Origin of the sequence: Pseudomonas sihuiensis (assembly GCF_900106015.1) — a bacterium.
GTDB classification, from domain to species: Bacteria; Pseudomonadota; Gammaproteobacteria; order Pseudomonadales; family Pseudomonadaceae; genus Aquipseudomonas; species Aquipseudomonas sihuiensis.
Genome location: NZ_LT629797.1, coordinates 3970724 through 3987245, shown reverse-complemented (window position 1 = coordinate 3987245; position 16522 = coordinate 3970724). Strand labels below are relative to the sequence as shown.

15 protein-coding genes are annotated in these 16522 nt (G+C 64.7%); 4 read left to right on the top strand and 11 right to left on the bottom strand.

Annotation, left to right across the window (positions count from 1 at the left end; translation table 11 throughout):
* Positions 1-73: 73 nt before the first annotated feature.
* From BLT86_RS18735 to uvrD, 3 genes are read right to left on the bottom strand one after another with little or no spacing between them, the layout of a single operon-like run.
* On the bottom strand, positions 74-1156 hold the full coding sequence (locus BLT86_RS18735) for a TRAP transporter substrate-binding protein (protein WP_092378870.1): 1083 nt from the start codon (positions 1154-1156) through the stop codon (positions 74-76).
* A 49-nt stretch (positions 1157-1205) separates the two neighbouring features.
* Complete coding sequence (locus BLT86_RS18730; RefSeq protein WP_092378867.1) at positions 1206-2300, bottom strand: TRAP transporter substrate-binding protein; 1095 nt, start codon at positions 2298-2300, stop codon at positions 1206-1208.
* Positions 2301-2323: 23 nt separating this feature from the next.
* Positions 2324-4507: a DNA helicase II gene (uvrD, locus tag BLT86_RS18725; RefSeq protein ID WP_092378861.1), complete on the bottom strand. Its 2184-nt coding sequence runs from the start codon at positions 4505-4507 to the stop codon at positions 2324-2326.
* Positions 4508-4797: 290 nt separating this feature from the next.
* On the opposite strand from uvrD, the gene BLT86_RS18720 reads away from it, so the two are divergent.
* On the top strand, positions 4798-7680 hold the full coding sequence (locus tag BLT86_RS18720) for an EAL domain-containing protein (protein ID WP_092378858.1): 2883 nt from the start codon (positions 4798-4800) through the stop codon (positions 7678-7680).
* A 33-nt stretch (positions 7681-7713) separates the two neighbouring features.
* Here BLT86_RS18720 and BLT86_RS18715 read toward each other — a convergent pair whose 3' ends face one another.
* Positions 7714-8139: a VOC family protein gene (locus tag BLT86_RS18715; protein WP_092378853.1), complete on the bottom strand. Its 426-nt coding sequence runs from the start codon at positions 8137-8139 to the stop codon at positions 7714-7716.
* 112 nt (positions 8140-8251) lie between these two features.
* Here BLT86_RS18715 and BLT86_RS18710 point away from each other — a divergent pair, with 112 nt between their 5' ends.
* Positions 8252-9142 (top strand): LysR family transcriptional regulator, encoded by an 891-nt coding sequence (locus BLT86_RS18710; RefSeq protein ID WP_092378850.1) that lies wholly within the window; start codon positions 8252-8254, stop codon positions 9140-9142.
* Positions 9143-9145: 3 nt separating this feature from the next.
* Positions 9146-9574, top strand: coding sequence for a GFA family protein (locus tag BLT86_RS18705; protein ID WP_092378847.1), 429 nt, complete (start codon positions 9146-9148; stop codon positions 9572-9574).
* Positions 9575-9660: 86 nt separating this feature from the next.
* On the opposite strand, the gene BLT86_RS18700 is transcribed toward BLT86_RS18705, so the two are convergent.
* From BLT86_RS18700 to zur, 7 genes are all read right to left on the bottom strand, one after another.
* On the bottom strand, positions 9661-10431 hold the full coding sequence (locus BLT86_RS18700) for a MetQ/NlpA family ABC transporter substrate-binding protein (RefSeq protein WP_092378844.1): 771 nt from the start codon (positions 10429-10431) through the stop codon (positions 9661-9663).
* Positions 10432-10492: 61 nt separating this feature from the next.
* Positions 10493-11161, bottom strand: coding sequence for a methionine ABC transporter permease (locus tag BLT86_RS18695; RefSeq protein WP_012020239.1), 669 nt, complete (start codon positions 11159-11161; stop codon positions 10493-10495).
* The gene (locus BLT86_RS18690) at positions 11161-12168 is read right to left on the bottom strand and encodes a methionine ABC transporter ATP-binding protein (RefSeq protein ID WP_092378841.1); all 1008 of its coding nucleotides are present in this window, start codon (positions 12166-12168) and stop codon (positions 11161-11163) included. The genes BLT86_RS18695 and BLT86_RS18690 overlap by 1 nt, the downstream gene beginning before the upstream one ends.
* 171 nt (positions 12169-12339) lie before the next feature.
* Positions 12340-13185, bottom strand: coding sequence for a PA5502 family lipoprotein (locus BLT86_RS18685; RefSeq protein WP_092378838.1), 846 nt, complete (start codon positions 13183-13185; stop codon positions 12340-12342).
* Positions 13186-13384: 199 nt separating this feature from the next.
* Positions 13385-14173, bottom strand: a complete 789-nt coding sequence (gene znuB, locus BLT86_RS18680; protein ID WP_017676174.1) for a zinc ABC transporter permease subunit ZnuB — start codon at positions 14171-14173, stop codon at positions 13385-13387.
* Positions 14173-14961: a zinc ABC transporter ATP-binding protein ZnuC gene (znuC, locus tag BLT86_RS18675; RefSeq protein ID WP_017676173.1), complete on the bottom strand. Its 789-nt coding sequence runs from the start codon at positions 14959-14961 to the stop codon at positions 14173-14175. Before znuC ends, znuB begins: the two co-directional genes overlap by 1 nt.
* Positions 14958-15443: a zinc uptake transcriptional repressor Zur gene (gene zur, locus BLT86_RS18670; RefSeq protein WP_017676172.1), complete on the bottom strand. Its 486-nt coding sequence runs from the start codon at positions 15441-15443 to the stop codon at positions 14958-14960. The genes znuC and zur overlap by 4 nt, the downstream gene beginning before the upstream one ends.
* Before the next feature lie 66 nt (positions 15444-15509).
* On the opposite strand from zur, the gene znuA reads away from it, so the two are divergent.
* Positions 15510-16454 (top strand): zinc ABC transporter substrate-binding protein ZnuA, encoded by a 945-nt coding sequence (znuA, locus tag BLT86_RS18665; protein WP_092378835.1) that lies wholly within the window; start codon positions 15510-15512, stop codon positions 16452-16454.
* The last annotated feature ends 68 nt before the right edge of the window (positions 16455-16522 follow it).

The following is a 16522-nucleotide window of genomic DNA, read 5'->3' as shown; positions in this document are numbered from 1 at the left end:
GCGAACCTGAGGTAATACAGCTTCGCCCCGGAGCGGGGCTCCCACAAGGGTAAGGGCTATAACCCTGAGCGGCTCAGCGCCAGTCGTACAGCTCCTTTTCCGACAGCGCCTGCATCGAGGTGGCCAGCGCCTGGAAGGCTTGCATCGAGGCCCAGATGCGGCCGTTGAGTTCGCTCTGCGCGGCTAGGTCGCCGAGCACCTGTTCGCTCTCGTTTTGCATGGCCCGCAGCACCTCGTCGGGGAATCGCTTGAGCAGCGTGCCGCTCTTCTTCAGTTCGTCCAGCGCCAGGGCGTTGTGGTAGACGTAGTCGTCCATCATGTCCTGGGTCGCTGCGCGTGCCGCTTCGGTGACGATGGCCTGCAGGTCGGCCGGCAGCGCATCGAATGCCTTCTGGTTGATCAAGAGTTCGAGCACCGATTGCGGCTCCTGCCAGCCGGGGTAGTAGTAATACTTGGCGGCCTTCTGCAGGCCGAAGGCCAGGTCGTTGTAGGGGCTGACCCAGTCGGTGGCGTCGATGGCGCCGGTCTGCAGTGCGGTGAAGATTTCGCCACCCGGCATCACCACGGTGGTCGCACCCAGGCGGCTCCAGACTTCGCCGCCGAGGCCCGGCATACGGATCTTCAGGCCTTTGATGTCAGCCAGGCTGTTGATTTCCTTGTTGAACCAGCCGCCCATCTGCATGGTGCTGTTGCCCGCCGTCAGCGGCTTGAGGCCGAACGGTGCATAGGCTTCGTCCCACAGCGCCTGGCCGCCGCCTTTGTTCAGCCAGGCGTTCATTTCCAGGGTGGACAGGCCGAAGGGCACCGCACCGAAGAACTGTGCGGCCGGCACCTTGCCCTTCCAGTAGTAGGGCGTGCCGTGGCCGAGTTCGGCCGTGCCGCGCGACACCGCGTCGAACACTTCCAGCGCCGGCACCAGCTCGCCAGCGGCATAGACCTTGATGGTCAGGCGCCCGGCGCTCATGGCGTTGACGCGCTCGGCCAGGCGTTCGGCTGCGGTGCCGGTGCCGGGTGCGTTCTTCGGCCAGGTGGTGACCATCTTCCAGTGGAAGGTCTGGGCGGGGGCTGCGGCCTGGTCGGCCGGCGCGGAGTCGTCCTTGCAGCCGATGAGGCCGAAGGCGAGCAGGGGCAGGAGGAGCAGCGAACGAAGATGCATCGGCAGTTATCCCTAAGAAAAACGGGGCTCTTGGCCCCGTTCAGTTGGCTCAACGCCAGTTGTACAGCTCTTTCTCGGTCAGCGCCTGCATGGCGCTGGCCTCTTCGAGGAAGGCTTTCTGCGAGGCCCAGATGCGGCCGTTGAGGTCGTTCTCGGCAGCCAGAGCTTCGAGCACCACGTTGGATTGCTCACGCATGGCTTGCAGCACCTCGTCCGGCAGACGCTTGAACTGCACGCCCTCGCTCTTCAGGCTTTGCAGCGCCTTGGCGTTGTTGAACACGTAGTCGTCCATCATATCCAGGGTCGCGGCGCGCGCGGCTTCGACGACGATGGCCTGCAGGTCGGCCGGCAGCGCGTCGAAGGCTTTCTGGTTGACCATGGATTCGACCACGGCCTGCGGCTCCTGCCAGCCCGGGAAGTAGTAGTACTTGGCCGCCTTGTGCAAGCCGAAGGCCAGGTCGTTGTACGGGCCGACCCAGTCGGTGGCATCGATGGCGCTGGTCTGCAGGGAGGTGAAGATTTCGCCTCCCGGCAGGTTGACGGTGATCGCGCCGAGCTTGCTCCAGACTTCGCCGCCGAGGCCCGGCATGCGGATCTTCAGGCCCTTGATGTCGTCCAGGCTGTTGATTTCCTTGTTGAACCAGCCGCCCATCTGCATGGTGGTGTTGCCGGCCGGCAGCGGCTTCACGCCGAAGGGTGCGTAGGTTTCGTCCCACAGCGCCTGGCCACCGCCGTGGCTGAGCCAGGCGTTCATTTCCAGAGTCGAAAGACCGAACGGCACGCTGCTGAAGAACTGCGCAGCCGGGACCTTGCCCTTCCAGTAGTACGGGGTGCCGTGGCCCATCTCGGCGGTGCCGCGGGAAACGGCATCGAATACTTCCAGCGCCGGCACCAGCTCACCGGCGGCGTAGACCTTGACGGTCAGGCGCCCGGCGCTCATGGCATTTATACGTTCGGCCAGACGTTCGGCAGAGGTGCCCAGGCCGGGGAAGTTCTTCGGCCAGGACGTGACCATCTTCCAGTGGATGATTTCTGCCGGCTTGGCAGCGGCTTGCTCGCTGGCAGCCTTGTCTTCTTTGCAGCCAACCAGGCCGATGGCGGCGATCAGCGCCAGAGCGGTGCCGAACAGATTGCGGCGATTCATCGATTATCTCCAGGTACGGTGTACTAACAGGCTTCGAGCTTGGCGTATGCCAGCATCAGCCACTTACTGCCTTCGTTTTCGAAATTCACTTGGACCCGCGCCTGGGCGCCAGCACCCTCGAAATTGAGGATGGTGCCCTCGCCGAACAGGCTGTGGTGTACGCGTTGGCCCAGACTGAAGGGCGTCTGCGGTACGGCGCTGCCGGCGAACAGACTGCCGCCACCCATCGAGCTGGTGCTCACCGGGCGGCTGACGCTGTTGCTCAGGCGCACTTCCTGAATCAGCGGTGCGGGGATTTCGCGGACGAAGCGCGACACCTTGTTGTAGGTCTCGCTACCGTAGAGACGCCGGGTTTCGGCGTAGCTGATCACCAGCTTCTGCATGGCACGGGTAATGCCGACATAGGCCAGGCGGCGTTCTTCTTCCAATCGGCCCGGTTCTTCCAGGCTCATCTTGTGCGGGAACAGACCCTCTTCCATGCCCACCAGGAACACCAGGGGGAATTCCAGGCCCTTGGCACTGTGCAGGGTCATCAGTTGAATGCTGTCTTCGTTCTCGGCGGCCTGGGTGTCGCCGGCCTCCAGCGAGGCGTGGGTGAGGAAGGCCTGCAGCGGGGTCAGCTCGTCGTCTTCGTCATTCTCGAAGGCGCGCGCGGCGCTGACCAGTTCCTCGAGGTTCTCTACCCGGGCCTGGCCCTTCTCGCCCTTTTCCGCCTCGTGATAGGCGAGCAGGCCACTCTTTTCGATGACCACCTGGGTCATCTGGTGCAGGGGCATGGCAGCGACTTTCTCGTCGAGGTTATTTATCAAATCGATGAATGCGGTCAGCGCCCCGGCGGCCTTACCGGACAATGTTTTTGTTGCGAGCATTCGGCGAATAGCCGCCCACATTGGTAGCTCATGCTCACGCGCAAATTGGCGAATGTTTTCTACCGTTTTTTCGCCGATACCACGTGCAGGCACGTTGATGATTCTTTCTAGCGCCGGATCGTTGTCTCGTGCGTCGAGCAGGCGCAGATAGGCCATGGCGTTCTTGATCTCCGCGCGCTCGAAGAAGCGCTGACCACCGTAGATGCGGTAGGGGATCTTCTCGCGCAGCAGCGCCTCTTCCAGCACGCGCGACTGGGCGTTGGAGCGATAGAGAATGGCGATCTCGCTGCGCTTGAGGCCGTCCTTGCGCAGGGCGTCCTCGATGCTCTCGACCACGTAGCGCGCTTCGTCGTGTTCGTTGAAGGCGGCGTACAGGGCCAGCGGCTCGCCGTCGCCGCCATCGGTCCACAGCTCCTTGCCGAGGCGCCCGTTGTTGTTGGCGATCAGCGCGTTGGCCGCCTTGAGGATGCCGGCGGTGGAGCGGTAGTTCTGCTCCAGGCGGATCAGCTGGGTGTCGGGGAAGTCGCTGGAGAACTGCTGGATGTTCTCGATGCGCGCGCCGCGCCAGCCGTAGATCGACTGGTCGTCGTCGCCCACCACCATCAGGCTGTCGCCGCCCTTGGCCAGCAGGCGCAGCCAGGCGTACTGCACGGCGTTGGTGTCCTGGAACTCGTCCACCAGGATATGGCGGAAACGCCGCTGGTAATGTTCGAGCAGGCCCGGCTTGTCGCGCCACAGGTCGAGGGCGCGCAGCAGCAGCTCGGAGAAGTCGATCACCCCGGTGCGTGCGCAGGCCGCTTCGTAGGCCTCGTAGATGCCGCGCATGGTGGCCAGGAACAGGTCGCCGCCGGCCTGGATGTGCTGGGGTCTGAACCCCTCATCTTTCTGCCCGTTGATGAACCACTGCGCCTGCTTGGCCGGCCAGCGCTGTTCGTCCAGGCCCAGTTCGCGGATCACCCGCTTGATCAGGCGCTGCTGATCGTCGGAGTCGAGAATCTGGAAGTTCTCGGCCAGCCCGGCTTCCTGCCAGTGCGCGCGCAGCAGGCGATGGGCCAGGCCGTGGAAGGTGCCGACCCACATGCCGGCCGGGTTGTGGCCGAGCATCTGCTCGATGCGGTGGCGCATCTCGGCGGCGGCCTTGTTGGTAAAGGTCACCGACAGGATCGAGTGAGGCGAGGCGCCCATCGCCTGGATCAGGAAGGCGATGCGGTGCACCAGCACGCGGGTCTTGCCCGAGCCGGCGCCGGCCAGCACCAGCTGGCGGCCGAGCGGGGCGGCCACGGCCTGGACCTGGGCGTCGTTGAGCGAAGCGAGGAGGAGTTCGGGGTCGTTTTGCATCGCGGCATTCTAGGGGGCGCGGCAGGGGAGGGCAAACCGTCGGCCAGGTGAGGCGAAACCGACCGGATCTAACCGACGACCGGCAGGTCAGCGCGCAGATGGGCGCAGGCAGGCGGCCAAGGGCCAGTACGATCTTGGGCGCTCGCCAAAAGTTGGCCATCACCCTGTGAAATGGTCCACATCTTTGTTGGGCGCAGCGTCTGTCTCGGGTATTCTCCCGCGACGTCAGGGCTGAGGGCGCCGATATTTACCCCGCAGACCCTTAGGCAACCATTACAAGAACATCGCCTATGACCGCCACGACTTGCGCCGTAATTCAAGAGGTGACGCTGGACCCGCATCAGGCTGAACGTCAGTTCGCCACGGATATTGCCGTCGAACGTACCCGTCTGCTGTTTCAGGGGTCGCGCTTGCCCACCTTGCTCATGCTGCTGGTCGGCCTGGCCTGCAGCCTGTTGCTATGGAGCCAGCAGAGCGCGCCGTTACTCGCGGCGTGGCTGGGTTGGGTGGTGTTGCTGGTGCTGCTGCGCCTGACTCAGGTGAATGCCTTCAACCAGGCGCTGCCCAGCCGTCAGGCCGAACCCTACTGGCGGCGCATCTTCCTGTTCGGTGCCGGAGCCTCCGGCCTGACCCTGGCCTTCGCCGTGATCGTCCTGGTGCCTACCGATGTGTTCTACCAGCAGGCGCTGGTCTACGGCCTGATCGCCGCAGCGATCCTCTCGGCCAGCGTGGCCTATGCCGTCAGCCTGCCCGCTTTCCTCACCTTCGCCTTGCCCTGCCTGCTGCCGTCGGCCGGCTTCCTGCTGCTCTCGGGCAGCGGCCTGCAACGTGGTTGGGGGTTGCTTAGCGTGATTCTGTTTCTTGCCCTGCTGGTGGTGGCCTGGCAGGTCAACCGCCTGGTGCAGCGCAGCCTGCAGCAGCGTTTCCACAACCTGGCGTTGATCAGTAACCTGGAGCGTGCCAAGCAGTGTGCCGAAGGGCTCAACGAAGAACTGGCGCGCGAAGTGGAACAGCGTCGTCGCGCCGAGCGCGAACTGCGCGGAGCTCATGGCGAACTGGAAATGCGTGTGGCCGAGCGCACCCTGGAGCTGGACGAAGCGACCCATGCCCTGGGCAAGAGCCAGGCGCGTCTTGCCCTGGCGCTGGAAGCCAGCGAGCTGGGGCTGTGGGACTGGGACCTGGACAGCGACCAGGTGCACCACTCGCACCTGCGCGAGCTGTTTGGCCTGGAGCCGGGCCAGGTACAAGTGATGCTGCGTGACCTGACGCCGCGCCTGCACCCGGATGACCTGCCGGGGCTGCGTCGGGCGCTGGTCCGGCACCTCAAGGGACGCAGCGAGGATTATCAGATCGAGTACCGCGTGCGCCATGTCGATGGTCACTGGGTCTGGGTCGAAGACCGAGGCCGTGCAGTCGAGCGCGACGCCGCCGGCCGTGTGCGGCGCATGCTCGGTACCCGACGCGATGTCAGCGCGCGACGTCAGCAGGAGCAGCAGCAGCGCCTGGCGGCGACCGTATTCGAGGCGGCCAGCGAAGGCATCTTCATTCTCGACCCCGACTACCGTGTGCTGGCAGTCAACCGCGCCTTCAGCTCGGTGACCGGCTACAGCAGTGAGGAAGTGGTCGGGCGCACGGTGACCAGCCTGATCGGCAGCCGTGAGATGCGCAGGCAGTACCAGATGATCCGTCAGGAGCTGGACAGTAGCGGCACCTGGCAGGGCGAACTGATCGAGACGCGCAAGAGCGGCGAACTCTACCCGCAATGGCTGCAGCTCAACCTGATACGCGACGCCAGCGGCCGGCCCAGCCAAATCGTCGGCTTCTTTGCCGACCTCAGCGCGCGACGCGAGGCCGAGGAGCGCCTGCGCTACCTGTCGCACTACGATGATCTGACCGGCCTGGCCAACCGCAGTCTGTTCAAGGAGCGTCTGCACGAGGCCAGCCAGCGTGCCCGCCAGAGCGGCCGCAGCATTGCCCTGGTGCACATCGACCTGGACCGTTTCAAACTGCTCAACGACCGCCTCGGCCATGAAGTGGCGGACCAGTTGCTGCGGCAGATGAGCCGTCGCCTGACCCAGGCCGTACCGGAAGCTGACTGCATTGCACGGCTGTCGGGTGATGAGTTCGCCATCATCCTTGATGCCTATGGCAGCCTTTCCAGCCTGGCACGGGTGGCCAGTCGGCTACTGGCCAAGTTGCGTGTGCCAATGACCGTTGGTGGCCACGAGCTGGTGGTCAGCGCCTCGCTGGGTATCAGCCTGATGCCGGACTATGCGCGCGAGATCAGCGCGCTGATCAGCCAGGCCAATATGGCCGTACAACATGCCAAACACCTGGGCGGCAACACCTTCCAGTTCTTCACCGATAACCTGCAGGCCTGCACCCTGGAGCGCCTGCAACTGGAGAACCAGCTGCGCAAGGCCATCGACGAAGGCCAGCTGGAGGTGTTCTACCAGCCCAAACTGAACCTCGCCGACGACCAGCTCAATGCTGCCGAGGCGCTGGTGCGCTGGCGCCATCCGCAACAGGGCATGGTGCCGCCGAGCGAGTTCATCGGTCTGGCCGAGGAAACCGGGCTGATCGCACCGATTGGCGAGTTCGTGCTGCGTCAGGCCTGCCAGCAGGCGTGTGAATGGCAGCGCCAGGGGCTGGCGCAGATACGAGTGTCAGTGAACATCTCGGTGTATCAGTTACGTCAGGGCAACCTCACCAGTCTGGTGCGCCAGGTGCTCGAAGAAACCGGCCTGGCGCCGCAGTACCTGGAGCTGGAACTGACCGAAAGCCAACTGCTGGATAACGTCGACAGCGTCATCGTCACCTTCCGCCAGTTACGGGAGCTGGGGGTCAAACTGGCCATCGACGACTTTGGCACCGGCTACTCCTCACTCAGCTACCTCAAGCGCTTCCCGGTGCATTACGTGAAGATCGACCAGACCTTCATCCGCGATCTCTCGCCCGGTGGCGAAGACGCGGCGATCACCCGTGCGATCATTGCCATGGCCCACAGCCTGGAGCTGAAAGTGGTGGCCGAGGGCGTGGAAACTCAGGCACAGATGGACTTTCTCAAGAGCCAGAACTGCGATGAGATCCAGGGTTTTCTGATCAGCCGCCCGGTGGAGGCAAGCGCCTTCGCCGAGCTGCTGCGTGCGCAGATCGATAATCCACTGGACTGAACAGCATTTGCTCGCTACCCAGGTAGCCTGCGTTCACTTGGCGAACAGCTGGCCGATGTCCTTGAACGCCTTGAACTCCAGCGCGTTGCCGCAGGGGTCGAGGAGGAACATGGTGGCCTGCTCGCCGACCTGGCCCTTGAAGCGTACATAGGGCTCGATGACGAACTTCGTCTCGCGGCTGCGCAGGCGCTCGGCCAACGCTTCCCAGTCGGCCCAGCCGAGCACCACGCCGAAGTGCGGCACCGGCACGTCGTGGCCGTCCACGGGGTTGCTGGCGGCCGACTCCTGGTAGGCCATCTTCGGCGCTTCATGGATCACCAACTGGTGGCCGAAGAAATCGAAGTCTATCCAGTGGTCGCTGCTGCGACCCTCGGCACAGCCGAATACCTCGCCGTAGAAATGTCGGGCTGCTGCCAGGTCATGAACGGGAATTGCCAGGTGGAAGGGCGCAAGGGACATCACGGAATACCTCTGGTTATTGTCTGTCGGGCTAGCCTAGCAACAGCCAAATCGATTGAAAGCGAATATCCTTACTCGCAAGCTCAAATACTTTTGATCAATCGAGGCGTCCATGCTGCGTGAGCTGAAAACCTTCGTCACCGTAGCCCGACATGGCACCTTCGCCGCTGCGGGGCAGCGCGTAGGGCTGACCCAGTCTGCCGTCAGCGCGCAGATGCGCGTGCTGGAGCAGAACCTTGGTGTGCGCCTGTTTGATCGCAGCGGTCGTAGCGCGGTGCTCAGTGCCGGTGGACGCCACGCCTTGCCGTTAGCAGAACAGATACTGGGTCTTTACGCGCAGATGGCGGTGCCGACGGCGCTGGCCGAATGGCAGGGCGAACTCAAAATTGGTGCCATCGCCAGTGTCCAGACAGGGCTGTTGCCCGAGGCCCTGGTGCGCTTTCGTACTCAGGCCGCACGGGTCGAGCTGAAGCTGGTGCCGGGTGTCTCGCTCGATCTGCTGGGGCAGGTGGATGCCGGTGAACTGGATCTGGCGGTACTGATCCGTCCGCCCTTCGAGTTGCCCAAGGAACTGATGCAGGTCCCCCTGGCTCGCGAACCCTTCGTGCTGATCGTACCGCCTGGCCTGCCGGGGGACGATCCGCTGCAACTGCTGCGCGAGCAGCCCTTCGTGCGTTATGACCGCCGTTCCTTCGGTGGTCGCCAGGTCGAGCGTTTCCTCCGCGAACAACGGCTGACGCCCCGCGAGGCGCTAGAGCTGGACGAGCTGGAGGCCATCGTGCGTATGGTCGAGTGTGGGCTGGGTGTATCGCTGATACCGCGTGCCGGCTTGTGGTGTAACCGGCCCCAGGCGCTACGCGTACTGGAACTGGGTGAGCTCACCTTCCACCGCGAGTTGGTCGCGACCCTGCGCCGCGCCCAGCGCCAGCCGGCGCTGGACTGGTTGCTGCAGTGCCTGGCTGATCCAACCTATGATGAGGTTTCCTGTCGAGCGGAGGTCTGACGGATGAACAAGGATATCGGCGAGATCAACGGCGCCTGCCATTGCGGCGGTGTGCGCTTTCACGTGACCTTGAGCGATGGCCTGCACAGCGCACGGCGCTGCAACTGCTCCTACTGCCGCATGCGCGGGGCGGTGGCGGTCTCGGCCGAGCTGGCCGGCTTTCGTCTTCTGCAGGGTGAAGACTTGCTCACCACCTATCGCTTCAACACCCAGAGCGCCGCGCATTTCTTCTGTTCACGCTGTGGCATCTACACCCACCACCAGCGCCGCTCCAACTCCCGCCAGTACGGTGTCAATGTCGCCTGCCTGGAGGGCATCAGCCCGTTCGACTTCGCTGAGGTGCCGGTCAGCGACGGCATCGCCCATCCCAGTGACGACCCTAGCGGCGCCGGGCCGCGGCAAGCCGGTGTACTGCGCTTTATCCCGTCGTGAGCACGCCGCTCATCGCGCAGACATGAAAATGCCGCGCGGCTTTGCAGCGGCGCGGCATCGGGTACAGCTCAGGGTGTCAGCGGCGATCAGAACGCCGGGACGACGGCGCCCTTGTACTTCTCTTCGATGAACTGCTTGACCTCGGCGCTGTGCAGGGCCTTGACCAGCTTCTGCACGGCGTCGCTGTCCTTGTTGTCGGCGCGGGTCACCAGGATGTTCACGTACGGCGAGTCGCTGCCTTCGATGGCCAGGGCGTCCTTGGTCGGGTTCAGCTTGGCTTCCAGGGCGTAGTTGGTATTGATCAGGGCGAGGTCGACCTGGCTCAGCACGCGCGGCAGGGTGGCCGCTTCCAGTTCACGCACCTTGATGCCTTTCGGGTTCTCGACGATGTCCTTCGGCGTGGCGAGGATGCCGGCTTCCGGCTTGAGCTTGATCACACCGGCCTTCTGCAGCAGCAGCAGGGCGCGGCCGCCGTTGGTGGCGTCGTTGGGGATGGCCACGGTGGCGCCTTGCGCCAGCTCGCTCAGGTTCTTGATCTTGCTGGAGTAGGCGCCGAAGGGCTCGACGTGCACGCCGGCAACGCTGACCAGTTCGGTCTTGCGGCTGGCGTTGAACTCGTCCAGGTACGGCTGGTGCTGGAAGAAGTTGGCGTCGAGGTTCTTCTGCTGCACCTGCAGGTTGGGCTGCACGTAGTCGGTGAATACACGCACCTTCAGCTCCACGCCTTCTTTGGCCAGGGCTGGTTTGACGAACTCGAGGATCTCCGCGTGCGGCACCGGGGTGGCGGCGACGTTGAGGGTTTCGGCCTGGGCCGAGAAGGCCGCGCAGGCGGCGATGGCAGTCAGCAGCTTCTTCATTTCAAGGTTCCTTTTGGGAAGGTTGGTGCGGGTCTCGCGGGTAGCGAGTCGCCGCTTTTCATCATTTACGGGAAAAATGCACCACCAGGCGATCCCCGACCATCTGCAGCACCTGCACCAGAATCAGCAGCAGGATCACGGTCACGGCCATCACGTCCGGTTGGTAGCGCTGGTAGCCGTAGCGCACGGCCAGGTCGCCGAGGCCGCCGCCGCCGATCAGGCCGCTCATGGCGGTGTACGACACCAGGGTAATCGCGGTGACGGTGGTGGCCGCTAGCAGGCCGGGCAACGCCTCGGGCAGCAGCGCGCGGGTGATGATCTGCCAGGTAGTGGCGCCCATGGCCTGGGTCGCCTCGATGATGCCGCGTTCCACCTCGCGCAGGGCGGTTTCCACCAGGCGCGCGAAGAACGGCGTGGCACCCACCACCAGCGGCGGAATGGCGCCAGCCACGCCCAGCGAGGTGCCGACCAGCAGCTCGGTGAAGGGGATCATCAGGATCAAGAGGATGACGAAGGGCACCGAGCGCAGGATGTTCACCACCAGCGACAGCGCGCCATACAGAGCCTTCTGCTCGAACAGCTGGCGCGGGCCGGTGAGGAACAGCAGCACGCCAAGTGGCAGGCCGAGCAGCACGGTGAACAGCATCGAGCCGAGCAGCATGTTCAGGGTGTCGAGGCTGGCCTGCCAGATTTCCGGCCAGAACACGTTGGGCAGCAGTTGTTCGAGCATCAGCGCAGTACCTCCAGATGCACGTCGGCGGCTTCGAAGCGCGCCAGCGCGGCGTCGATGTCGCCACCGGTCAGGGCCAGGGTGAGCTGGCCGTAGGGGGTGTCCTTGATGCGGTCGATGCGCCCGGCGAGGATGCTGTAGTCCACACCGGTCTCGCGGGCCACGGTGCCCAGCAGCGGTGCGTAGGTGGCTTCGCCCTGGAAGGTCAGGCGCAGGATGCGGCCTTCGACATGAGCGAAGTCATCGCGCTGTTCGGCTTCGTCGACATGCTCGGACTCCTGCACGAAACGCTTGGTGGTCGGGTGCTGCGGGTGCAGGAACACCTCGGCCACCGGGCCTTCTTCGACGATGACGCCGGCATCCATCACCGCCACGCGGTCGCAGACGCGGCGGATCACGTCCATCTCGTGGGTGATCAGCACGATGGTCAGGCCCAGTTCGCGGTTGATCTCGGCCAGCAGGTGCAGCACGGCGGTGGTGGTCTGCGGGTCGAGGGCGCTGGTGGCCTCGTCGCACAGCAAGATCTTCGGTCGCGTGCTCAGCGCACGGGCGATGCCGACGCGCTGCTTCTGCCCACCGGAGAGCTGCGCGGGGTATTTGTTGGCGTGATCCTGCAGGCCGACGCGGGCCAGCAGCTCGGCGACGCGGGCGTCGATCTCGGCGCGGCTCAGCTCGCCGGCCAGGCGCAGCGGCATGGCGATGTTGTCGGCGACGGTCTTCGACGACAGCAGGTTGAAGTGCTGGAAGATCATCCCGACCTGCTGGCGGAAGCGACGCAGGCCATTGGCATCGAGGGCGGTGACATCGACGCCGTCGATCTCGATGCGACCGCCGGAGGGTTCCTCCAGGCGGTTGATCAGGCGCAGCAGGGTGCTCTTGCCGGCGCCGGAATGGCCGATGATGCCGAACACCTGGCCGCTGCCGACCTGCAGCGTGGTGGGCTGCAGCGCCGGAATCTCGCGACCGGCGACGCGGTAGGCTTTGTGGACGGATTGAAACTGGATCACGCGAACGACCTTTTGGGTGTGTTCAAGGGCGGGCCCCCAGGTGGAAGGGGCCGGCCATCGGGCGCCGGGTGGGGCGCAAAAGGGCGCTAGTTTACCCGGCGGTGTTTAGGCCGAGAAAATCTTTGTTGGCCTATGGTTATTACAAAATTGCATTACCGATAAGCGAAGGCATCAGTTGCGCTTTGGGCTCAACAGCAGGCGTGGCACCTGTTGCGGAGCGATCTTCTGGCTCAACTGCGGACGAAAGCTTGGGTCGAGTTTCTTGATCCGCGCCGACAGCAGCGCCGCAACCCAGGGATAATCCTTGGCCTCGCGTACTTCGATGCGCACGGCGCAGCGAAAGGTCACGACATCCGCCGCCACGCTGTCGAGCAGGCGGCGCAGGTTTTCGTTGTCCTGGTTGTCCAGCATAGGCATGGCCACACTGCTGGTGATGGCGTTCGGATCGATCAGGCGCGCTGTGGGCTCGCTCTCGACCACTGGCGCTGGCTGGCTTGCGGCTACTGGCGCGGTTGCTGCCTTGGCCGCTGCCTGGCGCTCGCTGGCCAGACGCTGCTGACGCAGTTGCTCCTGGCGCTCGGCATCGAGCTTGGCTGCTGCATCGCGTGCCTGTTGCTCGGCAGCCGCCTGGCGTGCCGTACGGGCGCTGTCGATGGCCTGGTTGAGATCGTGACTCAGGGCCGGCGCCTGCGGCATCAGGCTGCGGGCCTGGCCCAGTGCCTGCGCGGCGCGATCCAGATCGCCCTGCTGCAGCGCTTCGCGGCCTTGCTCCATATAGGCCTCGGCCAGCTGGCGCTGGTACTGCTCCAGACGCGTGTCGCGGCTGGCGCGCTGCTGCAGTGTGCTGAGCTGGCTGCGCGCGTCGTCGAGGCGTTCTTCGGCCAGGCTCAGGTCGAGCTGACGGAAGGCGACGACCAGATCGTCGACCGGCGGGAGGCTGTGCTGCTGGCTGCTCTGGCAACCGGCCAGAAGTAGAACCAGAAAAAGCGGAAGACCACGAAAAGCGAACGACTTCATAACTACGCGTCTCGAATTGTGCAAAAAACGCGCAATCATACAGGTTTACGGCCTCGATTTCACGCTGTTCGGGGTCCCGGGCTCATTCATGGGAAAGGGCTGGGGGGAGGTTACAAGGATGAGCCGTAGCCCGGATGCAATCCGGGAACAACATGGCGCAGCTGTCCCGGATTGCATCCGGGCTACGCGCGATGCGCCGTCAACCGCTGCGCTTGGGCAGGGCGAAACTGGCCAGGAACAACGCAGCGGCACTGACCACGATGGATGGCCCGGCCGGCGTGTCCTGATACCAGGACAGCGCCAGGCCGCAGCACACCGCCAGCAGCCCGAGCAGACTGGCGCCCACGGCCATCTGCTCCGGCGTGCGCGCGTGGCGCTGGGCAGCGGCCGCGGGGATGATCAACAGCGAGGTGATCAGCAGTACGCCGACGATCTTCATCGCCACGGCGATCACCACGGCAATCAGCAGCATCAGCGCCAGGCGAATCGCCGCCACCGGCAGGCCTTCGACCCGTGCCAGTTCCTCGTGCACGGTGATCGCCAGCAGCGGTCGCCACAACCAAGCCAGCAGCGCCAGCACCAGCGCGCTGCCGCCGATGATCCAGGCCAGATCGCTGGGGCTGACGGCGAGCAGGTCGCCGAACAGGTAGCTCATCAGGTCGATGCGCACGTCATGCATGAAACTCAGCGCCACCAGACCCAGCGACAGGGTGCTGTGGGCGAGGATGCCCAGCAGGGTGTCGGAGGCCAGCGGCTGGCGCTGCTGCAGGGTCACCAGCAGTACGGCGAGCAGCACGCAGCCGACGGTCACCGTCAGGGTCGGGCTGACGTCGAGCATCAGCCCCAATGCCACGCCAAGCAGGGCAGCATGGGACAGGGTGTCGCCAAAATAGGCCATGCGCCGCCACACCACGAAGGAGCCGAGCGGGCCGGCCACCAGGGCCAGGGTAAGGCCGGCGAGCAGGGCGTTGAGGAGGAAATCGGGCATCAGTGTTTGCAACCAGGGCCATGAACGTGAGCCGGGCCGTGGATGGTCAGGCCGGGCTGAACCACGCCGCCATGCAGGTCGTGCGCGTGGTCATGATGGTGGTGGTAGACGGCGAGGCTCTTGGCGTCCTGACCGAACAGTTCGATGAACGCCGGGTCGCCGCTGACCTGCTCCGGGTGGCCGGAGCAGCAGACATGGCGGTTGAGACAGACCACCTGATCGGTGGCGCTCATCACCAGATGCAGGTCATGCGAGACCATCAGCACGCCACAGCCATGGCGCTCGCGCAGTCGCGAGATCAGTCGATACAGCTCGGCCTGGCCGGCGACATCGACGCCCTGCACCGGCTCGTCGAGCACCAGCAGTTGTGGCTCGCGCAGCAGCGCGCGGGCCAGCAGCACGCGCTGCATCTCGCCACCGGAAATGCTCTGCAGCGGGCTGTCGATCACCTGTTCCGCACCGACCTCGGCCAGTGCTGCCAGGACGCGTTTGCGATCCACCCCCGGTACCAGGCGCAGGAAACGCAGCACCGACAGCGGCAAGGTGGCGTCGACGTGGAGTTTTTGTGGCATGTAGCCGATGCGCAGGCGTGGCGCCCGACGCACGTTGCCACGCTCAGGCTGCAGCAGGCCGAGCACCACGCGCACCAGGGTGGTCTTGCCCGCACCGTTGGGCCCGATCAGGGTGACGATCTCGCCGGGTTGTACGCTCAGCTGCACGTCGTCCAGCACAGGCTGGCCGTTGAAGCTGACAGCGACCCCGTCGAGACGGATCAGCGCGTCGCTCATGCCGTGCCCTTGCAGCCTGCGCAGAGGCCGACCACTTCCACGGTCTGGCTTTCGACGACGAAACCGACGCCGGCCGCCCCGTCGACGATGGCCTGGCTGATCGCTGGTTGCTCCAGTTCGGTGGCGGCGTGGCAGCTACGGCAGATCAGAAACTGGCCCTGATGCGCGTGCTCAGGGTGGCTGCAGCCGACGAAGGCGTTGAGGGAGGCGATGCGGTGCACCAGGCCGTTTTCCAGCAGGAAATCCAGCGCGCGGTAAACCGTCGGTGGCGCCGCGCGGCGACCGTCTTCGTCGCTCAATACACCGAGGATGTCATAAGCGCCTAGCGGCTTGTGGCTGGCCCAGACCAGTTCCAGCACGCGCTTGCGCAGGGCAGTCAGGCGCAGGCCCTGGCGCGCGCAGATGGCCTCGGCCTCGGCCAGTGCATGGCTGACGCAACGGGAGTGGTCATGAGGGCGTGCAGCCAGGGGTGTGTCGGTCATGGGCAAGGACGGCGCTGGTGAGAGACGTTATTATATTACCCGTTCAATTCCATCCGAGTATGCCCCGTGTTGCGTCTTTTCTGTCTCTTTACCCTGTTTTTCGTCGCCAGTGCCCAGGCCGAGGTGCGTGTGCTGACCAGTATCAAACCGCTGCAACTGATCGCCGCGGCGGTGCAGGACGGCATCGGCGAACCCGAGGTGCTGCTGCCGCCCGGTGCCTCGCCGCACCACTATGCGCTGCGGCCGTCCGATGTACGGAGAGTGCGTGATGCCGACCTGCTGTACTGGATCGGTCCGGACATGGAGGGTTTTCTACCGCGTGTACTGAGCAGTCGCGACAAGCCCCAGGTGGCGGTGCAGGATCTGCCCGGCATGACCCTGCGCCATTTCGGCGATAGCCACGACGAACACGATCATGACCAAGACGAGCATGATCATGGTCACGAACATGCCAGCGATGAGCTTGGTCATGACCATGATCACCGTCCGGGCAGCCTGGATGCCCACCTGTGGTTGGCCGCCGACAACGCCAAGGTGATCGCCGCCCGCATGGCCGCCGACCTGGCCAAGCTGGATGCCGCCAACGCCGCGCGTTACGCCGCCAATCTGCAAGCCTTCGAAGCGCGCCTGGATGCGCTCGATGGCCGCATTCGCCCGCAACTGGCCGCTTTGCAGGGCAAGCCGTATTTCGTCTTCCACGAAGCATTCGACTATTTCGAGGCCGCCTACGGCCTCAAGCACGCCGGCGTGTTCAGCGTGCTGACCGAAGTACAGCCCGGTGCGCGCCATGTCGCTGCCATGCGCAAGACGCTGCAACAGACCGGCCCGAGCTGCGTGTTCAGCGAGCCGCCGCTGCGCCCGCGCCTGGCCGAAACCCTCAGTGCCGGCTTGCCGGTGAAACTGGCGGAACTCGATGCCCTCGGCGGCGCCCTGCCAGTCAGTGCCAACGGCTATGAACAACTGCTGGAAAACCTGGCAGGCGGCCTGACCGAGTGCCTGAATAGCCTGTAAGACCTTTGGCGTCGTGAACGTTTTTCACGTAGCCCGGATGCAATCCGGGAGCGATGGCAACGGCCCCG

Coding starts and splice junctions, on each gene's coding strand:
- znuB (WP_017676174.1), bottom strand. CDS start 14,173: ATGCCCGATTTCCTCCTCAACGCCCTGCTCGCCGGCCTTACCCTGGCC.
- BLT86_RS18685 (WP_092378838.1), bottom strand. CDS start 13,185: ATGAAGTCGTTCGCTTTTCGTGGTCTTCCGCTTTTTCTGGTTCTACTT.
- BLT86_RS18695 (WP_012020239.1), bottom strand. CDS start 11,161: ATGCTCGAACAACTGCTGCCCAACGTGTTCTGGCCGGAAATCTGGCAG.
- BLT86_RS18700 (WP_092378844.1), bottom strand. CDS start 10,431: ATGAAGAAGCTGCTGACTGCCATCGCCGCCTGCGCGGCCTTCTCGGCC.
- BLT86_RS18720 (WP_092378858.1), top strand. CDS start 4,798: ATGACCGCCACGACTTGCGCCGTAATTCAAGAGGTGACGCTGGACCCG.
- zur (WP_017676172.1), bottom strand. CDS start 15,443: ATGACCGACACACCCCTGGCTGCACGCCCTCATGACCACTCCCGTTGC.
- znuC (WP_017676173.1), bottom strand. CDS start 14,961: ATGAGCGACGCGCTGATCCGTCTCGACGGGGTCGCTGTCAGCTTCAAC.
- BLT86_RS18715 (WP_092378853.1), bottom strand. CDS start 8,139: ATGTCCCTTGCGCCCTTCCACCTGGCAATTCCCGTTCATGACCTGGCA.
- BLT86_RS18735 (WP_092378870.1), bottom strand. CDS start 1,156: ATGCATCTTCGTTCGCTGCTCCTCCTGCCCCTGCTCGCCTTCGGCCTC.
- BLT86_RS18710 (WP_092378850.1), top strand. CDS start 8,252: ATGCTGCGTGAGCTGAAAACCTTCGTCACCGTAGCCCGACATGGCACC.
- BLT86_RS18730 (WP_092378867.1), bottom strand. CDS start 2,300: ATGAATCGCCGCAATCTGTTCGGCACCGCTCTGGCGCTGATCGCCGCC.
- uvrD (WP_092378861.1), bottom strand. CDS start 4,507: ATGCAAAACGACCCCGAACTCCTCCTCGCTTCGCTCAACGACGCCCAG.
- BLT86_RS18705 (WP_092378847.1), top strand. CDS start 9,146: ATGAACAAGGATATCGGCGAGATCAACGGCGCCTGCCATTGCGGCGGT.